Consider the following 17,406-nt stretch of genomic DNA (forward strand, 5'->3'; position numbering starts at 1 on the left):
ACTGCGACGATATCGGTGACCGCCGCTTATCGTCAAGGCGACGAAATGGGAGGGTCGCGCGCTTGCGCCGACCGCGGCACCCCACCAGGCTGACGGCATGGTCACCATCACCGTGCGCAGGGTCTACGACGATCCCCGGCCCGACGACGGCACCCGCGTCCTCGTCGACAGGCTCTGGCCCAGAGGGGTCTCCAAGGAGCGGGCGGCGGTCGAGGAATGGCTCAAGGAGGTGGCTCCCTCCGGTGAGTTGCGCACCTGGTACCACAAGGACGCCTCCCGGTACGGGGAGTTCGACGCGCGCTACCGCCAGGAGCTCGAACAGGGCCCGGCCGCGGAAGCCCTGGAGCGGCTGCTCGCCCTCGCCCGCGGCGGGCCGGTCACCCTCGTCACCTCGGTGAAGAACGTCGAGGGCAGCCATCTCCCGACGCTCGTCGACGTGCTGGAGAAGGCGGCTCAGGCGCCCCCGAGCCCGTAGACGCGGTCGGCCGTCCCGGCGAACACCTGGGCCTGCTCGTCCCGTGCCAGTCGCTCGGTCAGCGTACGCGCGCAGGCCAGTACGCCGGCGTACGAGGAAGCCAGCCGGCACACCGGCCAGTCGGAGCCGTACATCGTCCGGGCCGGCCCGAACGCCTCCAGCACCGTGTCCGCGTACGGCCGCAGACCGCCCACCGTCCAGGTCGTCCAGTCCGCCTCGGTGACCATCCCGGACAGCTTGCAGACGGTGTTCGGCAGCGCCGCCAGCGCGCGCACCGCGGCCCCCCACGGCTCCCGCCCGCCGGTCGCGATCGGCGGCTTGCCCAGATGGTCGAGGACGAACGTCAGCCCGGGATGGGCGGCGGCCGTCCGCACCGCCGCGTCCAGCTGATGCGGCCGGACCAGCAGGTCGTACACCAGCCCGGCCTCCGCGACCGCGGACAGCCCGCGCCGCACGTCGTCCCGGAGCAGCCAGCCGGGGTCCGGCTCGCCCTGCACCGGATGGCGGATGCCGACGAGCCGTTCCCCGCCGGGGAGTTCACGCAGCGCGGCCAGGGCGCCGGCGACGTCCGGCGCGGTCAGGTCCGTCCAGCCGACCACACCCGCGACCGGACCGTCGTCGGCGGCGGCGAGAGCGAGGAACTCGGGAGTCTCCTGTGCCACCGGCACCGTCTGGACGAGGACCGTCGCGTGCACCCCGGCCGCCGCCGTCTCCGCACACAGCTCGGGGAGGAGGAAGTCCCGCCGGATCGTGGCGAGTTCCGGGCCGATCCAGTCCTGGTCGCGCACGGACAGGTCCCATACATGGTGATGGGCGTCGACGATCCGCATGACGGTCACAGCTCCCAGACGACCGGGAGCCCGGCCCCGGCACCCTCGGCGGAGTAGTCGTGCACCACGTCCAGCAGCTCCGCCATCCGCGCCTGCCACGCGATGTTCACCGGCAGGCCCTCCAGTTCGGCGAGCAGCCGGGCGTAGTCCGCGCAGTCGATGACGTGGAACAGGTCGGTGCCGCTGCGCCAGATCGTCCACGAGGAGGCCCCTGCGGCACGGATCGCCGCCCGCAGCTCCGCGGGCACCTCCCGGTGCGCCGCCTCGTACTCCCCGATCCGGTCGGCGCGGACCCTCGTGTGCAGGGCGACTCTCATACCGGCTGCACCAGCCCTTCCTCCTCCAGCTCCGTCCACAGCTCCTCGGGTACGGGAACGGCCAGCATCGCCGCCGCGTCCTCGATCTCGTACGGGGAACACGCCCCCACGAGCACGCTCGCCACCGCCGGATGCCGGAACGGGAAGGCCAGCGCCGCGGCCCGCAGCGGGACCCCGTGCCGTTCGGTCACGGCCTTCACGCGCAGCGCCCGTTCCAGCACCCGCGCGTCCGCGGGCCGGTAGTCGTAGGTGGCGCCGGGCTTAGGGTCGGCCAGCAGGCCCGAGTTGAACACACCGCCGATGACGACGCTGCGGCCGCGCGCCGCGGCCAGCGGCAGCAGCTGCTGGGCGGCGCGCTGGTCGAGGAGGGTGAACCGGCCCGCGCACAGCACCACATCGGCGTCCGTGTCGCGGAGGAAGCGCGCGAGCATCCCGGCCTGGTTCATGCCGGCGCCGATCGCCCGTACGGTGCCCTCCGCGCGCAGTCGCTCCAGCGCCGGATAGGCCTCGCGGAACGCCTGCTCGGCGTGGTCGTCGGGGTCGTGGAGATAGACGATGTCGATCCGGTCCAGACCGAGCCGCCGCAGGCTGTCCTCGATGCTGCGCCGCACCCCGTCCGCGCTGAAGTCCCAGCGGCGGCGGTGCGTCGCGGGGGTCGCGAAGCCGTGGGCGAGGTCGTCGGCGAGGTCGTCGGCGGGGCCGTCGCCGTGCCGCTCGACGGGTTCCAGGATCCGCCCCACCTTCGTGGACAGGGTGAACCCGTCCCGTGGCCGTTCCCGCAGCGCGGCCCCGAGCCGCCGCTCGGACAGCCCGAGACCGTAGTGCGGGGCCGTGTCGAAGTAGCGCACACCCGCGTCCCAGGCGGCATCGACGGCGGCCGCCGCCGTCTCCTCGGGCACGGCCCTGTAGAGATTGCCGATGCCGGCCGCCCCGAAGGACAGCCCGGTCACCGGACAGCCGCTGCGCCCCAGTTCGGTGCTGAGCATCCCGTCGTCGCCCCTGCCCCTTGTCGCCCCGCGTCGGCATCGCGAGCCCGCGTTCGTCCGCGCGCGGGCCACGTGATCCGCATATTTATCAGACCTATGAGAGGACGCGACACCCTTCTGTCCGAGTTTTCCGGCGCGATCGGAGCGCCGAAGCCGTTATTGATCCGATGAATCACGGGTTGTCCGCCGGCTACGGGCTCCGGGCTACGGACTGCCTGCTACCGGTGTCGGCTAGCGCCCCGCGGCGAAGGCGTCGACGCCGGTGAGCTCCGCCGACAGCTCCCACAGGCGCTCCGCCTGTCCGGGATCGGTCGCGTATCCGCGTACGCCGCTGGTCAGCTCGTCCGCATCGTCGGTCAGCGGCTCGGCGATGTCGCAGTCCTCGCAGTAGACGCCGCCGAGGCCCGCCAGTCGCGGGGAGGTGGCCGCCCACACCTGCGTCGCCGCGCCCTGCTCGGGCGTCTTGAAAGCCGTGCCCACCGGACGGCCCTGCTCGTCGATCCAGCCGCGACCGAGCATCTCCTCCGTGGAGAGATGACGCGCCAGTTCGGTGAGGATCTGGCCGGGATGGACGGCGAAGGCCCGTACTCCGGCGTCCCGGCCCAGTGCGTCGAGCCGTACGGCGAACAGCACATTGGCCGTCTTGGCCTGCCCGTACGCCTGCCACTTGTCGTAGCCGCGGGCGAAGTGCACGTCGTCCCAGCGAATGCCGGAGAGCTGATGGCCCCGGGAGGACAGCGAGACGACGCGGGCGCCGCCGTCCTCGATGGCCGGCCAGAGCCGGTTGACGAGGGCGTGGTGGCCGAGGTGGTTGGTCGCGAACTGGGCCTCCCAGCCGGGCCCGACGCGCCTCTCGGGGCTGGCCATGACGCCCGCGTTGTTGACCATCATGTCGATGCCGCGGCCGGAGGCAAGGAAACGTCCGGCGAAACCGCGGACGCTCTCCAGGTCGGAGAGGTCCAGTTCGTCGACCTCCACGTCGCCCTCGATGCCCGCGACCGCTTCCTCGGCGACCGCGCGCCGGCGCGCGGGTACGACGACACGGGCCCCGGCGCCGGCCAGCGCCCGTGTCGTCTCCAGCCCGAGGCCCGAGTACCCGCCCGTGACGATGGCGAGCCGGCCGGTGAGGTCGATGCCCTGCAGAACGTCCAGCGTGGTGCTCCGGGCTCCGAACCCCGAGCCGATCTTGTGCTGAGGAATGCTCATGCTTCGACGCTAGACCTTGAAGTGCTCTCGAACGCAAACGGAAACGCAAACGCCGTCGCGTGGGCGGGCGTGGGTGGGCGAGGGCGGGCGCGTCAGCGTGCCTCGTCCAGCCGGGCGCGCTGCTCCGGGGTCAGGTCCAGGTCCACCGCCGCCAGGCTCTCCTCCAGTTGCGCCACCGACGACGCGCCGACCAGCGGAATCACCGGGATCTCACCGCCGATCAGCCAGGACAGGACGACCTGGTTCGGCGTCGCGCCGGTCTCCTTGGACACCGCCCGCAGGGCTTCGAGACGGGCGGGAGTGCCCGCGTGGTCGAGGCCCGGGTCCAGCGGCTTGTCGTCACGCGTGTACGCGCCGCCGAGCAGCGGGGAGTACGCGACCAGCGTCAGCGACGGCTCGGCCCGTACATAGCCGAGCAGATCCCCGGCGGCCGTGCCCAGTTCGCCGTCGGGCGAACGCAGCGTCGGCAGGTCGGTGCGGCGGCGCAGATAGCTGTGGTGGTACTGGAGGACCTCGTAGCCGGGCAGCCCCGCCGCCGCGGCCACGTTCCTCGCCCGCTCCACGCGCCACGCCCAGTGGTTGCTCACTCCCAGCAGCCCGGCCGTGCCGTCGGCGACGAGCCCCGCGAACGCCTCCACGGTCTCGCGCACCGGCACGTCGCGGTCCTCCACGTGCGCGTACAGCAGATCCAGCCGGTCCACCCCGAGCCGCTCACGGCTGCGCTCCGCCGACTCACGGATGACCGTGGCCGACAGCCCCTCGATGTCGTGGGAGAAGGTGCTCGTGGGCGTGTTGGGCCGGGCGCCGAGCTTGGTCGCGATGGTGATGCCGTCGCCGACGCCGCGGCTGCGGCGCCACCGTCCGAGCAGTTCCTCGCTCTCCCCGCCCTGCGTACCGCCGACCCAGAACGCGTAGTTGTTGGACGTGTCGATGAACGTGCCGCCGGCCTCGGCGTAGCGGTCGAGAATCGCGAACGACGTCGCCTCGTCGGTGCTCGTGCCGAAGCGCATCGCGCCGAGGCTCAGCACGCTCACCTCCCGGCGGGTCGCCGGATCCTGACCGATCGTGCGGTAGCGCATGGGTGGTCCCCCTCGTGTTCGCTCATCGGTCGTCGACGATGAGCCGCTCGACTCTGCCGAGAGGGATGATGGATCTTCGAGTGCGCTCCAGGTCAACTGGGAGCGTCGTCCTCGGCGGACGACAGATGGAACAGACCGCCCTCGGGGTCACGCAGCGTCGCCGTCCGCCCGAGCGGCGAGTCGTGCGGTGGAGTGACGACCGTGCCGTGCGCGGCGGCGGCCCGGGCGGCTGCGGCGTCGACGTCGGTGCGGCAGAAGTGGACGTGCCACTTGGGCCGAATGGCGGGATCCGGTGAATCCTGAACGCCGCCGTACAGGCCTGCCACGGTGCGCCCGCCCGCCCGCAGGATCACCCGGTCGTGCTCATAGCGCACATCGATGACCTCGGGCCCCTGGGTGTCCCATTCGAACACCTCGCCGTAGAACAGGGCGGAGGCGAACGGGTCCCTCGTATGGAGCTCCAGCCATGCCGCGGCGCCGCTTCCGCGTCCCGCGTACCATCCGGCGTCCACCGGACCCTCCCAGATGCAGAACGCCGCGTCCACCGGGTCGGCGGCCCATGCCATCCGTCCCCGGCCGAACGCGATCGGCCCCACGGCGACGGTGCCACCGCGCTCCCGTACGCGTGCGGCCACCGCGTCCGCGCTGTCCGCGACGAAGTACGCCGTCCAGGCGACGGGCAGCCGGACACCCATGGTCTGCGTGGACTCCACCAGGCCCGCGACCGGTTCCCCGTCGGCGTGGGCGACGACATAGCCCTGTCCCTGGAGGCCGGGCTCGAACTCCCAGCCGAACACCTCACCGTAGAAGGCCTGGGCGGCGTTCATGTCCTGTGTCGTCAGGCTCACCCAGCAGGGCGTGCCCTGCACCCCACACGCTGTGGCCGCCAAGGCCGCTCACCTCATTCACATCCCGGGGCCGGAAGCCACTCCCTCACACCCTTCAACAGAATCAGGACCGTCGCCACTGCACGCCTGGCGACGGCACACCCGGACGGTGCGGAAAACACGTTGGCGCGAGCGCGGTGGCGGGTTAAGGTGGCGTCGCCGCGGTGAAGAGACCCGCGGCGCAGAACCAGAAGAGGAACCGGAGGTGAGGACGTTGATGACGGTCATTGCGATGGGCGCCGCCCAGAACCAGAAGATCTTCGTTCCCATTTCCGTGGTCTCCGGCTGACCTTCCTTTCCTCGCACGCCGGTGTGCGTGCGCCGGGGCCACCCGTGTGAAGGGTTCCCCTTGTCTCTCTCTTCTTTCTCTTCTTCGGATTCCGCTTCTTCGGCTTCCGCCTCTTCTGCTTCGCCGTCACATCCCCTCGCGCCGTACGGCTGGGACGAGGCGCTCGCCGCCGCGTTCGCACCACATGCCGAACAGGGCCTCGTACCTGGGCGGGTCGTACGGGTCGACCGCGGACAGTGCGACGTCGTCACCGCGGCGGGGACCGTCCGCGCCGACACGGCGTTCGTGACGCCCCACGATCCGCTCCGGGTGATCTGCACCGGGGACTGGGCGGCCGTCGACGCGGCCGGCAGCCCGCGCTACGTGCGGACGTATCTGCCGCGGCGTACCGCGTTCGTGCGCTCCACCTCCTCGCAGCGGTCCGAGGGCCAGATCCTCGCCGCCAACGTCGACCACGTGATCATCGCGGTCTCGCTCGCCGGTGAACTCGACCTCGGGCGGATCGAGCGGTTCCTGGCGCTGTCCTGGGAGAGCGGCGCGCAGCCGATCGTCGTGCTCACCAAGGCGGACCTGGTGCCGGACGTGACCGGGCGGTCGTATCTCGTCCAGGACGTGGAGACCGTGGCGCCCGGTGTGCAGGTGCTGCCGGTCAGCTCGCTGACCGGTGAGGGCACGGACGTGCTCGCCGCGGTCGTGGCCGGGGGTACGAGCGTGCTGCTCGGCGTCTCCGGTGCCGGAAAGTCCACGCTGGCGAACACGCTGCTCGGCGAGGACGTCATGGAGGTGCAGGCGGCGCGCGAGGTCGACGGCAAGGGCCGCCACACCACGACGACCCGCAACCTGCTCGTGCTCCCCGGCGGCGGTGTCCTGATCGACACACCCGGTCTGCGCGGGGTCGGGCTCTTCGACGCCGGGAGCGGCGTCGGGCAGGTCTTCTCGGAGATCGAGGACCTGGCCGGGGACTGTCGCTTTCACGACTGCGCCCATGAGGCGGAGCCCGGCTGTGCCGTTCTCGCCGCCGTCGCGGACGGCTCCCTGCCCGAGCGCCGTCTGGACAGCTATCGCAAGCTCCTGCGCGAGAACCAGCGCATCGTCGCGAAGACCGACGCCCGCCTGCGCGCGGAGATCCGCCGCGACTGGAAGCAGAAGCACGCCGAGGGCCGCGCGGCGGCCCAGGCCAAGCGCGGCCGCGTGCGCTGACGTCTCCCCAGGGGCTCCCGCCCTCCGGGGACGCCACGCCGCCGTTGTCGGCGGGACCGGACCCTCCGGTCCCGCCGGCGACGGCCGCAGGGCCACCGGGCCCCTGACGGACACGGTGTCCGAAATCCGCCGGAACCGTGCCGGGCGCGGGCGGACACTGGACGGGTGAGGGACGAGGACACCAGGTACGAAGCCGTCAGCAGCCGCGACGCCCGGTTCGACGGAGAGTTCTTCTTCGCCGTCCGGACGACCGGGATCTACTGCCGCCCCAGCTGCCCGGCCGTGACGCCCAAGCGGGAGAACGTCCGGTTCTTCCCGACCGCCGCGGCCGCGCAGGGGCGTGGCTTCCGGGCCTGCCGGCGGTGCAGGCCGGACGCGGTGCCCGGGTCGGCCGAGTGGAACGTACGGGCCGACGTCGTCGGCCGGGCCGTGCGGATGATCGGCGACGGGGTCGTGGACCGCGAAGGCGTGCCGGGGCTCGCGGAGCGGCTCGGCTACAGCGCCCGGCAGGTGCAGCGGCAGCTGAACGCGGAGCTGGGGGCCGGGCCCGTCGCGCTCGCGCGGGCCCAGCGGTCGCACACGGCGCGGGTGCTGCTGCAGACGACCGGGCTGCCGGTCACCGAGATCGCGTTCGCGTCCGGGTTCGCCAGCGTGCGCCAGTTCAACGACACGATCCGGCAGATCTACGCCCGTACGCCGAGCGAACTGCGCGCCGATGCCGGGACGAAGCGCGCCGCGAGCGCCGCCGCGATCCCGCTGCGGCTCGCCCACCGCGGCCCGTACGCGGCCCGGGAGGTCTTCGACCTGCTCGCGCGGGAGGCCACGGACCGTGTCGAGGAGGTCGTCGGCGCGCCCGGCGCGCGCACGTACCGCCGCACGCTGCGGCTGCCGCACGGATCCGGGATCGCCGCCGTGGACGAGCGGTCGGCCGGGCCGTGGCTGGAGGCCCGGATCCATCCGGCCGATCTGCGCGATCTCACCACCGCCGTCCAGCGGCTGCGCCGTCTGTTCGACCTGGACGCCGACCCGTACGCCGTGACGGAGCGCCTGTCCGCCGACCCGGCGCTCGCGCCGCTCGTCGCCGCCCGCCCCGGGCTGCGTTCACCCGGTACCGCCGAGCCCGAGGAGTTCGCGATCCGGACGCTCGTCGGTGCCGAGGAGTCCGCGCGGCTGGTCGAGACGTACGGCAAGATCCTGGACCGGCCCAGCGGCGGGCTCACCCATCTCTTCCCCGAACCGCGGACGCTGACGGACCATCCCGTCGCAGGGCCGCTCGCGGCCGCGCTCGCCGACGGGCGGGTACGGCTCGATCCCGGCGCCGACCGCGACGAGGCCGAGCGTGCCCTGCTCGCGGTGCCCGGCGTGTCCCCCCGGACCGCCGCGCTCATCCGGATGCGCGCTCTCGGCGACCCGGACGTCGCCCCTGACGGCGGGCCTGACTTCGAGCCCGACACCTCCCCTGGCGGCGGGCCCGACACCGGGGCCGGCTCCGTGGCCGGCGACGACGCCTGGCGGCCGTGGCGCTCCTACGCCGTCCGCCATCTCGAAGCCGCCGGCCACTGATCGGCCGTCCCAGGGCAGAGGGCTCCAGATCGGTACACCTAGGGAGAGGGCTCCTCCAGACCCCAGCTGTGGATCTTCCGCGGATGGATGCGGATGACCTCCTCGCTGAAGTGCGGCCCCAGCGCGTGCGGCCCGGTCAGCAGCTCCGCCTCCCCCCGGATGTCGACCCCGCGCACCCGCCACGGCCGCTCGCTCACGATGTCGTCGACGACGAGCGCGACCTTCGGGTTCGCCGACAGATTGCGCCACTTCTTCGTCTTCCCCATGGCCAGCCCGCCGATCAGGATCGTGCCGTCGTCCTGCGGGAAGAAGCCGACCGGGTTGGCCTGGGGGCGGCCCTCGGGGTCGACGGTCGCCATCCGCCCGAGCCTCTGCGTCCTCAGATACGCCCGCTCCGCCTCGCTGAATTCGGTCATACGGCCAGCATCACGCCCGTACGCCGCGTCCGCATCGGGCGCGGGTCCCGCACCGGACCGGGACGGGACGTAGGACCGATGACGGACCACCGCGGGCCGCACTCACGCCGGCAGGCCCCAGGGCGCCGCCGGCGCGTTCGGCGTGACCGGCCGGACGACCGGATCCGGGCGGTCGCCGCGCGCGGTGATCAGCGCCGAGTCGCCACGGCGCAGCGCGATGCGCACGGTCCCCTCACCCGCGTCCTCGTACGGCACCGGGCGCCCCCGCCCGTCCCGTACGTCGACCGGTCCTTCGATCCCATGGCGCACGACGCACGGCGCGCCCGCCTCGCTGACCAGCCGCACCCACCGCGTCACGCCGTCCTGGCGCACCGCGCTCAGCAGGAACGCGCCCTGTGTGCGGAAGTCGTGGACCGTCAGGTCCCGCCAGGCGTCCGGGACCGCGGGGAAGACGCGGATGACGTCGCCCCAGGACTGGCAGACCATGTCGTGCACCGACTGGGCCGCCGACAGCGGTGTCTCGATGACCGGACCGGACTCCTTGTACATCGTGTTCGGCCGGATGAAGCGGCGCATCAGCTCGCCCAGGTACCTGAGCGCGTCCTCGCCCTTGCCGAGCAGCGCGGACATCGACGTGGCGCCCGTGAACGTATAGCCCTGCAGCGCCCCCTCGAAGCTCACCCAGTGGTTCAGCGACGTCTCGATCAGCGCCCGCTCCTCGGCCGTGCGGCCCGTGATCTCGTACAGCGGGTAGACCGCGAGGAGATGGGAGTAGTGACGGTGGGACTTCGCGAAGGGGACCCCGGCGCCGATCATGTAGCCGTTGGCGTCCACCGGATAGGGGACCAGCTTCGCGAGCACCTCCTCCCAGCGGCCGGACAGCGGGTCCTCGACGCCCAGTTCGCGCGCCGAGTCGAGGAGGGTGCGGCAGCCCCAGCGCAGCAGCATCAGGTCGTAGTTGCAGTCCGGTGCGTCCACGCCGTACTCGGGCGAGAACGTCGCCGGCAGATGGAGCCTGCCGTCCGCGCCCGGGGTGAGGAAGTGCAGGTAGTAGTTGACGGCCTTGCGCAGCAGCGGGAAGAGGGTGTCGCGCAGGACCGCCCGGTCCATGGTGTGGCGGTAGGACAGCCAGACGTTGTGCAGGGCCCAGACGAGGTTGCCGACCTCCGGGGTGGGCGGGTTCCGGCCGGGGATGCCGACGCCGTAGCCGTTGCTCGTGGGGGTGTTCGGGCCGTTGCGCAGACGGATGTCGGTGGTGCGCGGGACACCGGCGCTGTCGCCCCGGTACGCGGGGGCCACCTCGGCGGTCAGCTGGTCCCGGTACTCGCCGAGCGCCCGGGTGACGGCGTCGAGTTCGAGATGGTTCGAGCCGTGGATCAGCCAGTACTCCAGCTGGACGTTGAGGTTCCACCAGGCGGCGGGCCACGGGGTGGGCTCCAGCCAGGGGCCGCAGGTCGCCATCACGGGTGCGTCGCGCCGGGCAGCGGACGCCGTCTTGTACAGCTGGATCCAGTAGAACCGCTGCAGCCGTGCGTCCGGCAGCGACAGGAAACTCCTGCGGTAGTAGCGCTGCCACCAGCCGCGGTGCGGCAGCGCGAGGACGTCGTACGGCACCGCCGACGCGCTCCGTACGGACTTCAGTGCCCGCTCGCGCGCCGTCGTCCCCGGGAAGGAGTGCGCGACGGACACGCACAGGGTGCGCCGCCGGCCACGGATGGTCTCGCCCCAGGCCGTGACGTGCTGCCCGCCCGCGAGCAACGGCTGTACGGCGGCCGTCAGTTCGCCGTGCCGCTCGATCACGGCCGGGGGATTGGCCTGGTAGCCGTCGGGCCGCGGGTGGAACGCGGCGCGCGGGCTGATCGCCTCGGCCGGATGGAAGACCCAGCGGAAGTCCCGCTCACCCGAGCTCGGTTCGATCTCCACGGCGAGCACCGTGGCAGTGGTGTGGACGAAGGCGCGCAGCCGCAGTGTGCCGGCGGTGGTGGTGAGAGTGCCGGTCAGTTCGGCGTCGCGCAGACCGAGCCGCCAGTCGATACCGGTGATGGCGCCGACGGGTTCCAGGGTGAAGTGCCCGATGGGCAGCCGGGCGAGACCGAAGAGGGAACCGAACTCGGGGCGCTGGTCCTGCACTTCGGAGTGCTGGACGTTGAAGCGTACGGCTTTCGCGGTCGCGCCGGGCTCGGCGTAGATCCCGGAGCCGAGCAGGCCGTTGCCGAGGTACGGGCCTTCGTACCAGGTCGTCGGCATCCGCTGCCAGACGAGGTCGGCGTCGTCCAGGACCGTGCGCCAGATGTCCTCGCGGGGCCCGGCGGCCGCGGCGCCCGGTGCGCCGCCGTCGGTCACGGGCTCCGCGGCCCGCGCCGGTGGGGACGTGATGCCCGGCCCGACGAGCGCGGCGCCGGCCGCGGCCGCCGTACCGCCGGCGAGAACGGATCTTCTGGACGGGTTGACCATGACGTCATCTCCCATACATCGGAGCTATTCCCTGACGGAAGGTAGGGAAGGGGGAGTTGGGCGTCAAGAGAGAGGGAGAGATCCGACGTGTACCGGGTCCGTTGCCGTCGGGGCTGAAGCCGGGTCAACACCGGCCCAACAGGGCGAGTTGCCTCACGGCCCCCGCGCGGGCCCGACCGGGCGCCGGGCTGCTCGCCGGGCCGGGCCCGGCGTGCCCACGGGCCCGGGCGCCGTGCGCCTGCGGGTGCGGGGACCTGGACCTGCCGGTCTCGGCCTCGTGCCACGGGCCCTTCCGTGGCCGGCCACCGCCGGCCGCCGTCGGCTGCCGTGTCGCGTGCACCCGGCTGCGTCCGTGGCGCCGGGCCTCGTGCGTCTTCTGGTGCCGCCTCGCGGGCTACCGCACACGCCCCCGTGGCGCGGGTCGTTCCGCGGGCCGGCGCCGGCCGGCGTGTCGCGTGCACCCGGCTGCGTCCGTGGCGCCGGGCCTCGTGCGTCTACCGGTGCCTGCCTCGCGGGCTACCGCGCACGCCCCCGTGGCGCGGGTCGTTCCGCGGGCCGGCGCCGGCCGGCGTGTCGCGTGCACCCGGCTGCGTCCGTGGCGCCGGGCCTCGTGCGTCTTCCGGTGCCGCCTCGCGGGCTACCGCGCACACCCTGGCGTCACGGGTCGTTCCGCGCGCCGCCAGGTGTCGTGGCGCGGGCCCCGTGCGTGGAGCGTGCCACCCAGCCCTTCTCGTACGCGTGCCATCCGAGCTGCAGCCTGGTCGTCACACCGGTCAGCTCCATCAGCCCCTTCACCCGTCGCTGCACGGTCCGCAGCCCGAGATCCAGTTGCTTGGCCACGCTCGCGTCCGTCATCCCCGCCAGCAGCAGCGAGAGGATCTCCAGATCCGCGGAGTCCGGGCCCGCTGCCTCATCCTCGGTCACCTCGGCGCCCGCACCCAGCCGCAGTGGCAGTGCCTCCCGCCACACCGCCTCGAACAGTCCCATCAGCGATTCCAGCAGTCCGCTCGCGTGCACCACCAGCGCCGCGGGTTCCGAGCCCCGTCCGCTCAGCGGGACCATCGCCAGCGTCCGGTCCGCGACGACGAGTTTGGTCGGCACCCGGTCCACGACGCGGACCAGCTCGTCGCGGCCGAGCGACGCCGCGACCTCGGTGACCCCGGTCGGCAGCGTCAGCACCTCGCGCTCGATGACGATGCGGTACGCCACCCCCCGCCGGGCCGCCGCCTCCTCCGCCTCGTTGTCCATGCCCGACACCGCGACCGGCTTCCCGTTGACCAGCGCGCACACCTCGTCCGTCGCGCCCAGCTGGAGCTGCAGAAAGCGGTGCGCCACCGCGCTCGCACCGGTGACCACCTCGACCAGGTCGTGCACCGCCGGTTCCGCGGACTCCGCCCGGTACTCCTCGGCGAGCAACGCCGCCGCCAGCTCCGCCTGCTCCAGCTCATGACGGTGCTGGGTGAGCAGCGCGCCCAGGGCGACACCGGGCGGAGCCGCCACCCAGCGGCCCGCCCTGGCGGACGACTGCGCGGCCAGCCCGTGCTGTTCCAGCACGCGCAGCGCCCGCTCGGTCTCCGGTTCCGCGAGCGCGAGCCGGTGCGCCAGATCGGTGACCTCCGCGGCGCCGAGCGCCACCAGCGCGCGGTACGCCGACTCCTGTCTCGCGTCGAGACCTATCGCTCCCAGCACCCCTGACCCCTCCCCGGACCTGGTGATTCACCCTACGGCGGACATGATCGTGGCGGAAACCGGCCACGGCGTAAACCCGCCGCGCACATCATCCCTGCACCATCCTCCGCTCTGCCAAGGTGGCCGCCACCGCAGCACCAATAGCCACCGGACATGCGGCATTTGCCGATGTGTGATCCGGAATCGACTGGGGAGAGCGATGCGTCCGACAATGCGCACGGTCATGGGTGCGGCCACCGCCGCCGTCCTGGCCGCCACCGCGGTCGGTCCGTCCGCGGCCGCCGGGCCGCGGGACGGAACGGCAGACAGCGGACCCCTGACGGGCAGCCGGGCGGCGACCGCCGCCGAGGCGCGGTCCGTCGCCGTCACGCTCGTCACGGGAGACCGCGTCGTGGTGGCCGGCGCCGGCACGGCGAGCCCCGCCGCCGCGGCCCTGCCGCGCGAGGACGGCTCCGTACCGCTGTTGCAGACCCGGCAGTCGGGCAAGGACCTGTACGTCTACCCCGAGGGCGCGGCCGCCGCGCTCGCCGCCGGCCGGGTCGACCAGGAACTGTTCAACGTCACCGGGCTGATCCGCCAGGGCTACGACGACGCGCACAGCGCCTCCCTGCCGCTGATCGCCGTCTACGGCAGCGACGTCGCCCGCTCCGCCCCGGCGACGCCCCGCGGCGCCGAGCGCTCCCTCGTCCTGGACGCCGTGGACGGTGTCGCGCTGAAGGCCGACAAGAAGCAGGCCGCCGGATTCTGGGCCGACGTCACGAGCCCCCGCTCCCGCGCCGCCGCCGGGCTGACCAAACTCTGGCTCGACCGCAAGGTGCATGCCACGCTCGACCGTTCGACGGCGCAGGTCCGCGCCCCCGAGGCATGGGCCGCCGGCTACGACGGCAAGGGCACCAAGGTCGCCGTCCTCGACACCGGCGCGGACGCCGCGCACCCCGACCTCGAGGGCCGTATCACCGCCCAGGAGAACTTCACCGACTCCGCGGACGCCGGCGACCGCCAGGGCCACGGCACCCACACCATCTCCACCGTCGGCGGCTCCGGCGCCGCGAGCGGCGGCAGGAAGAAGGGCGTCGCCCCGGGCGCCGAACTCCTCAACGGCAAGGTCCTCAACGACTACGGCAGCGGCGCCACGTCCTGGATCATCGCCGGCATGCAGTGGGCGGTCGACCAGAAGGCCGACGTCGTCTCCATGAGTCTCGGCAGCCAGGTCCCGACCGACTGCACCGACCCGATGAGCGTCGCCGCCGAGCAACTCGCCCAGAGCACGGGCACCTTGTTCGTCGTCGCGGCCGGCAATTCGGGGCCCGCGCTCAACACCGTCTCCTCGCCCGGCTGCACGCCCGCTGTCCTGACCGTCGGCGCCGTGGACCGTGACGACGCCACCGCGAGCTTCTCCAGCCGCGGCCCGGCCGTCGTCTCGCACACCCTCAAGCCCGAGATCGCCGCGCCCGGCGTCGACATCTCCGCCGCCGCGGCGGGCGGCCGCGGCGTCCACGCGTACCGGTCGATGTCCGGTACGTCGATGGCCACCCCGCATGTCGCGGGCGCCGCCGCCGTCCTCAAGCAGCGCCACCCCGACTGGACCGCCCAGCAGCTCAAGGCCGCGCTCGTGTCGTCGGCGAAGGCCACGATCCCCGGCGACGTTCGCGAGAGCGGCGCGGGCCGCCTCGACGTCAAGGCCGCCCTCGACACCACCGTCACCGGCGCCCCCGCCGTCCAGGGCGGCACCTTCAACTGGCCCCAGGACACCAGCGACCGCACCACCGTCACGCTGCCCTACACCAACCACGCGGCCGCGCCCGTGAAGCTGGACCTCGCCGTCGAGAAGGTCACCGGCAACGACGGCTCACGCATCCGCTCCACCGTCGCCCGGCTGGGCGCGCGCTCCGTCACCGTCCCCGCCGGCGCGACGGTCGAGGTCCCCCTGACCCTGGACCCCGCCGCCCGCCTCGACCGCGCCCAGTACGGCGACGTCACCGGCCGGATCCTCGCCACCGTGCGCGGCGGAACCGGCGTCTCCATCCCGTTCTCGCTGTACGTCGAACCGCAGACCGTCACCCTGCGCGTCAAGCTCGTCGACCGCTCGGGCAGGCCCGCCGCCGGCGCGTCGTCCCTCGACGTCGTCGGCACCGACACCGCCACCGGTGAGCGCCGCTTCAACGACGGCGCCACCGACCAGATCTACCGGCTGCGTCCCGGCTCGTACCTCCTCTCCGCCTTCGCCGCCGTCACCGGCACCGCGGACGGACAGGACAGCGTCGCCTACCTCGGCCGCCCGCAACTGGAGCTGACGAAGGACACGACGGTCGTCCTGGACGCCCGCAAGGCCCACCGGCTGCGGGTCGAGACCGACAAGCCGGGCGAGGACCGCGCCGGCACCCTCGCCTTCGCCCGCTCCTGGGACGACACCTGGCTGCACGCCGGCACGATCACCGGCGGCCGCCAGATCCAGAGGTACTACGCCTTCGTCGACGGACGCGCCACCGACGGCGACTTCGAATTCGGCAGCTACTGGCGCCGCTACGCCCCGCAGATCGGTGAACTCGCCGTGACCGGCGGCCCCGTGCTGCACCCGCTGACCTCCGGATTCGGCGCGGCCAACCTCGACGGCACGGGCTCGGCGCGGCTCGTGGACGCCGGATCCGGTACGCCGGAGGAACTCGCCGCCGCCGGCGCCAAGGACCGTGTCGTTCTCGTCCGGGTCGCCGACGACAGCACCGTGGTCGGCCGGCAGGCCCAGGACGCCAAGGCCGCCGGCGCCGTCGCGCTGATCGCCCACCGCGCCGCGCCCGGCACCTGGTACCCGTCCGCCGGATTCCTCGGCGCCCAGCTGCCCGCACTGTCCGTGCCGTCCGACGAGGCCGCCGGACTGCTGACACGCCTCGCGGCCGGACCCGTCACCCTGCGCTGGAAGGCCACGGCGAAGAGCCCGCACGTCTACAACCTCGCCTTCCCGGAGGACGGACCGGTCACCTCCGATCGCACCTACCGGGTCCGCGACGCGAAGCTCGGCGCCACCGAGGCCACGTACCGCGCGATGGGCACACCCGCCGACTACCTCGACAGCGTGTCCGCGGTGCGGCCCGGCAGCGGCCAGCGGATCTACCTCGGCGGACTCGTCGACGTGGTCTCCGCGCCGGGCAGGCGCACCGAGTACCACACGGCCGGGGACACCACCTACGCGCAGACGGTCTCCAGCAGCTTCCCCTGGGGGGAGTTCATGGAGGGCGCCCCGCACACGTACAAGAGCGGCCAGCGGCGCGGCGAGTCGTGGTACGGCGGTGTCGTCGCACCGTCCGCCCCGCGCGACCCCGCCACCGGCGAGCCCGTGCTCGTCGCCGAGCGGCAGGGCGATCTGATCGGTGTGGCGACCGCGTTCTGGGGCGACGGCGAACACGCGGGCCAGGCCGGATCGTTCGGCGACATCGGCAACATGACGCTCGAGCGGAACGGCGAGGAGATCGGCAGCTCGCCCTACCCGTTCGGGGTCTTCGAGGTCCCCGCGGACGACGCGGCCTACGAACTCACCCTGAACACCATGAAGGTCGGGCAGCCCGCGGCGGTCTGGAAGCGGTCGACGGAGGTGTCCACCGTCTGGACGTTCCGTTCCGCACGCGACGAGACCGCGTACTCTCAGGGCATCCCCGTCCTCTTCCCGGTGATCGGGCTTCCCGAGGACGAACTCAAGACCCTCCCGGCGGCCGACGGCCAGAAGCTCACGCTCCGGGCGTCGGGGCACGCGGGGTACACCCCGGGCGCGCTCGTCTCGGCCGAGCTGTCCTACTCGTACGACGGCGGCACGACCTGGACCGAGGCGAGGACGTCACGGCAGGGCGGCGCCTGGACGGCGAGCGTGGACCACGCCGGCAGGAGCGGCGCGCCCGTGACCCTCAGGACCGAACTCACCGACGCGAACGGCAACTCCGTCACCCAGACAGTGGTGCGCGCGTACGACGTGCGCTGACCACCCGAACGTCCGCCGGGTGTCCTTCCCGTGGGGGGTGGGGCCACC

General features: G+C 73.0%; 13 protein-coding genes. 4 read left to right on the forward strand and 9 right to left on the reverse strand.

The window, feature by feature from the left end; genetic code table 11:
• The first annotated feature begins 97 nt into the window (after positions 1-97).
• On the forward strand, positions 98-475 hold the full coding sequence (locus ACIQMR_RS26555) for a DUF488 domain-containing protein (protein ID WP_401392067.1): 378 nt from the start codon (positions 98-100) through the stop codon (positions 473-475).
• Here ACIQMR_RS26555 and ACIQMR_RS26560 read toward each other — a convergent pair.
• From ACIQMR_RS26560 to ACIQMR_RS26585, 6 genes are all read right to left on the reverse strand, one after another.
• Positions 454-1,305 carry an amidohydrolase family protein gene (locus tag ACIQMR_RS26560; protein ID WP_401392069.1) on the reverse strand — a complete coding sequence of 284 codons (852 nt, stop codon included), beginning with the start codon at positions 1,303-1,305 and terminating at the stop codon, positions 454-456. The genes ACIQMR_RS26555 and ACIQMR_RS26560 overlap by 22 nt on opposite strands.
• A 5-nt stretch (positions 1,306-1,310) precedes the next feature.
• The gene (locus tag ACIQMR_RS26565) at positions 1,311-1,622 is read right to left on the reverse strand and encodes an L-rhamnose mutarotase (protein WP_401392071.1); all 312 of its coding nucleotides are present in this window, start codon (positions 1,620-1,622) and stop codon (positions 1,311-1,313) included.
• On the reverse strand, positions 1,619-2,608 hold the full coding sequence (locus ACIQMR_RS26570) for an aldo/keto reductase (protein WP_401392074.1): 990 nt from the start codon (positions 2,606-2,608) through the stop codon (positions 1,619-1,621). Before ACIQMR_RS26570 ends, ACIQMR_RS26565 begins: the two co-directional genes overlap by 4 nt.
• Positions 2,609-2,839: 231 nt before the next feature.
• Complete coding sequence (locus ACIQMR_RS26575) at positions 2,840-3,814, reverse strand: SDR family NAD(P)-dependent oxidoreductase (protein ID WP_401392077.1); 975 nt, start codon at positions 3,812-3,814, stop codon at positions 2,840-2,842.
• 92 nt (positions 3,815-3,906) lie between these two features.
• Positions 3,907-4,893, reverse strand: coding sequence for an aldo/keto reductase (locus ACIQMR_RS26580; RefSeq protein ID WP_401392079.1), 987 nt, complete (start codon positions 4,891-4,893; stop codon positions 3,907-3,909).
• A gap of 92 nt (positions 4,894-4,985) precedes the next feature.
• Complete coding sequence (locus ACIQMR_RS26585) at positions 4,986-5,762, reverse strand: VOC family protein (protein WP_401392269.1); 777 nt, start codon at positions 5,760-5,762, stop codon at positions 4,986-4,988.
• Positions 5,763-6,129: 367 nt separating this feature from the next.
• On the opposite strand from ACIQMR_RS26585, the gene rsgA reads away from it, so the two are divergent.
• Both rsgA and ACIQMR_RS26595 read left to right on the forward strand, forming a co-directional pair.
• The gene (gene rsgA / locus ACIQMR_RS26590; protein ID WP_401392082.1) at positions 6,130-7,269 is read left to right on the forward strand and encodes a ribosome small subunit-dependent GTPase A; all 1,140 of its coding nucleotides are present in this window, start codon (positions 6,130-6,132) and stop codon (positions 7,267-7,269) included.
• Between the two features lie 165 nt (positions 7,270-7,434).
• Complete coding sequence (locus ACIQMR_RS26595; RefSeq protein ID WP_401392085.1) at positions 7,435-8,832, forward strand: DNA-3-methyladenine glycosylase 2 family protein; 1,398 nt, start codon at positions 7,435-7,437, stop codon at positions 8,830-8,832.
• A gap of 38 nt (positions 8,833-8,870) precedes the next feature.
• Here the strand turns inward: ACIQMR_RS26595 and ACIQMR_RS26600 are convergent, their stop codons facing one another.
• The 3 genes from ACIQMR_RS26600 to ACIQMR_RS26610 form a co-directional block, all read right to left on the reverse strand.
• Positions 8,871-9,248: a PPOX class F420-dependent oxidoreductase gene (locus ACIQMR_RS26600; protein WP_401392087.1), complete on the reverse strand. Its 378-nt coding sequence runs from the start codon at positions 9,246-9,248 to the stop codon at positions 8,871-8,873.
• 102 nt (positions 9,249-9,350) lie between these two features.
• Complete coding sequence (locus ACIQMR_RS26605; RefSeq protein WP_401392090.1) at positions 9,351-11,717, reverse strand: glycosyl hydrolase family 95 catalytic domain-containing protein; 2,367 nt, start codon at positions 11,715-11,717, stop codon at positions 9,351-9,353.
• 642 nt (positions 11,718-12,359) lie between these two features.
• Positions 12,360-13,391, reverse strand: a complete 1,032-nt coding sequence (locus tag ACIQMR_RS26610) for a helix-turn-helix transcriptional regulator (protein ID WP_401392093.1) — start codon at positions 13,389-13,391, stop codon at positions 12,360-12,362.
• A gap of 199 nt (positions 13,392-13,590) precedes the next feature.
• Here ACIQMR_RS26610 and ACIQMR_RS26615 point away from each other — a divergent pair, with 199 nt between their 5' ends.
• Positions 13,591-17,358, forward strand: a complete 3,768-nt coding sequence (locus ACIQMR_RS26615; protein ID WP_401392096.1) for a S8 family peptidase — start codon at positions 13,591-13,593, stop codon at positions 17,356-17,358.
• Positions 17,359-17,406: the final 48 nt, after the last annotated feature.

It is taken from the genome of Streptomyces sp. NPDC091376, from assembly GCF_044757085.1.
Lineage (GTDB): Bacteria > Actinomycetota > Actinomycetes > Streptomycetales > Streptomycetaceae > Streptomyces > Streptomyces pratisoli.

Excerpts from the sequence above, each read along its gene's own strand:
- ACIQMR_RS26555 (WP_401392067.1), top strand. The coding sequence starts at position 98 with ATGGTCACCATCACCGTGCGCAGGGTCTACGACGATCCCCGGCCCGAC.
- ACIQMR_RS26560 (WP_401392069.1), bottom strand. The coding sequence starts at position 1,305 with ATGCGGATCGTCGACGCCCATCACCATGTATGGGACCTGTCCGTGCGC.
- ACIQMR_RS26565 (WP_401392071.1), bottom strand. The coding sequence starts at position 1,622 with ATGAGAGTCGCCCTGCACACGAGGGTCCGCGCCGACCGGATCGGGGAG.
- ACIQMR_RS26570 (WP_401392074.1), bottom strand. The coding sequence starts at position 2,608 with ATGCTCAGCACCGAACTGGGGCGCAGCGGCTGTCCGGTGACCGGGCTG.
- ACIQMR_RS26575 (WP_401392077.1), bottom strand. The coding sequence starts at position 3,814 with ATGAGCATTCCTCAGCACAAGATCGGCTCGGGGTTCGGAGCCCGGAGC.
- ACIQMR_RS26580 (WP_401392079.1), bottom strand. The coding sequence starts at position 4,893 with ATGCGCTACCGCACGATCGGTCAGGATCCGGCGACCCGCCGGGAGGTG.
- ACIQMR_RS26600 (WP_401392087.1), bottom strand. The coding sequence starts at position 9,248 with ATGACCGAATTCAGCGAGGCGGAGCGGGCGTATCTGAGGACGCAGAGG.
- ACIQMR_RS26605 (WP_401392090.1), bottom strand. The coding sequence starts at position 11,717 with ATGGGAGATGACGTCATGGTCAACCCGTCCAGAAGATCCGTTCTCGCC.
- ACIQMR_RS26615 (WP_401392096.1), top strand. The coding sequence starts at position 13,591 with ATGCGTCCGACAATGCGCACGGTCATGGGTGCGGCCACCGCCGCCGTC.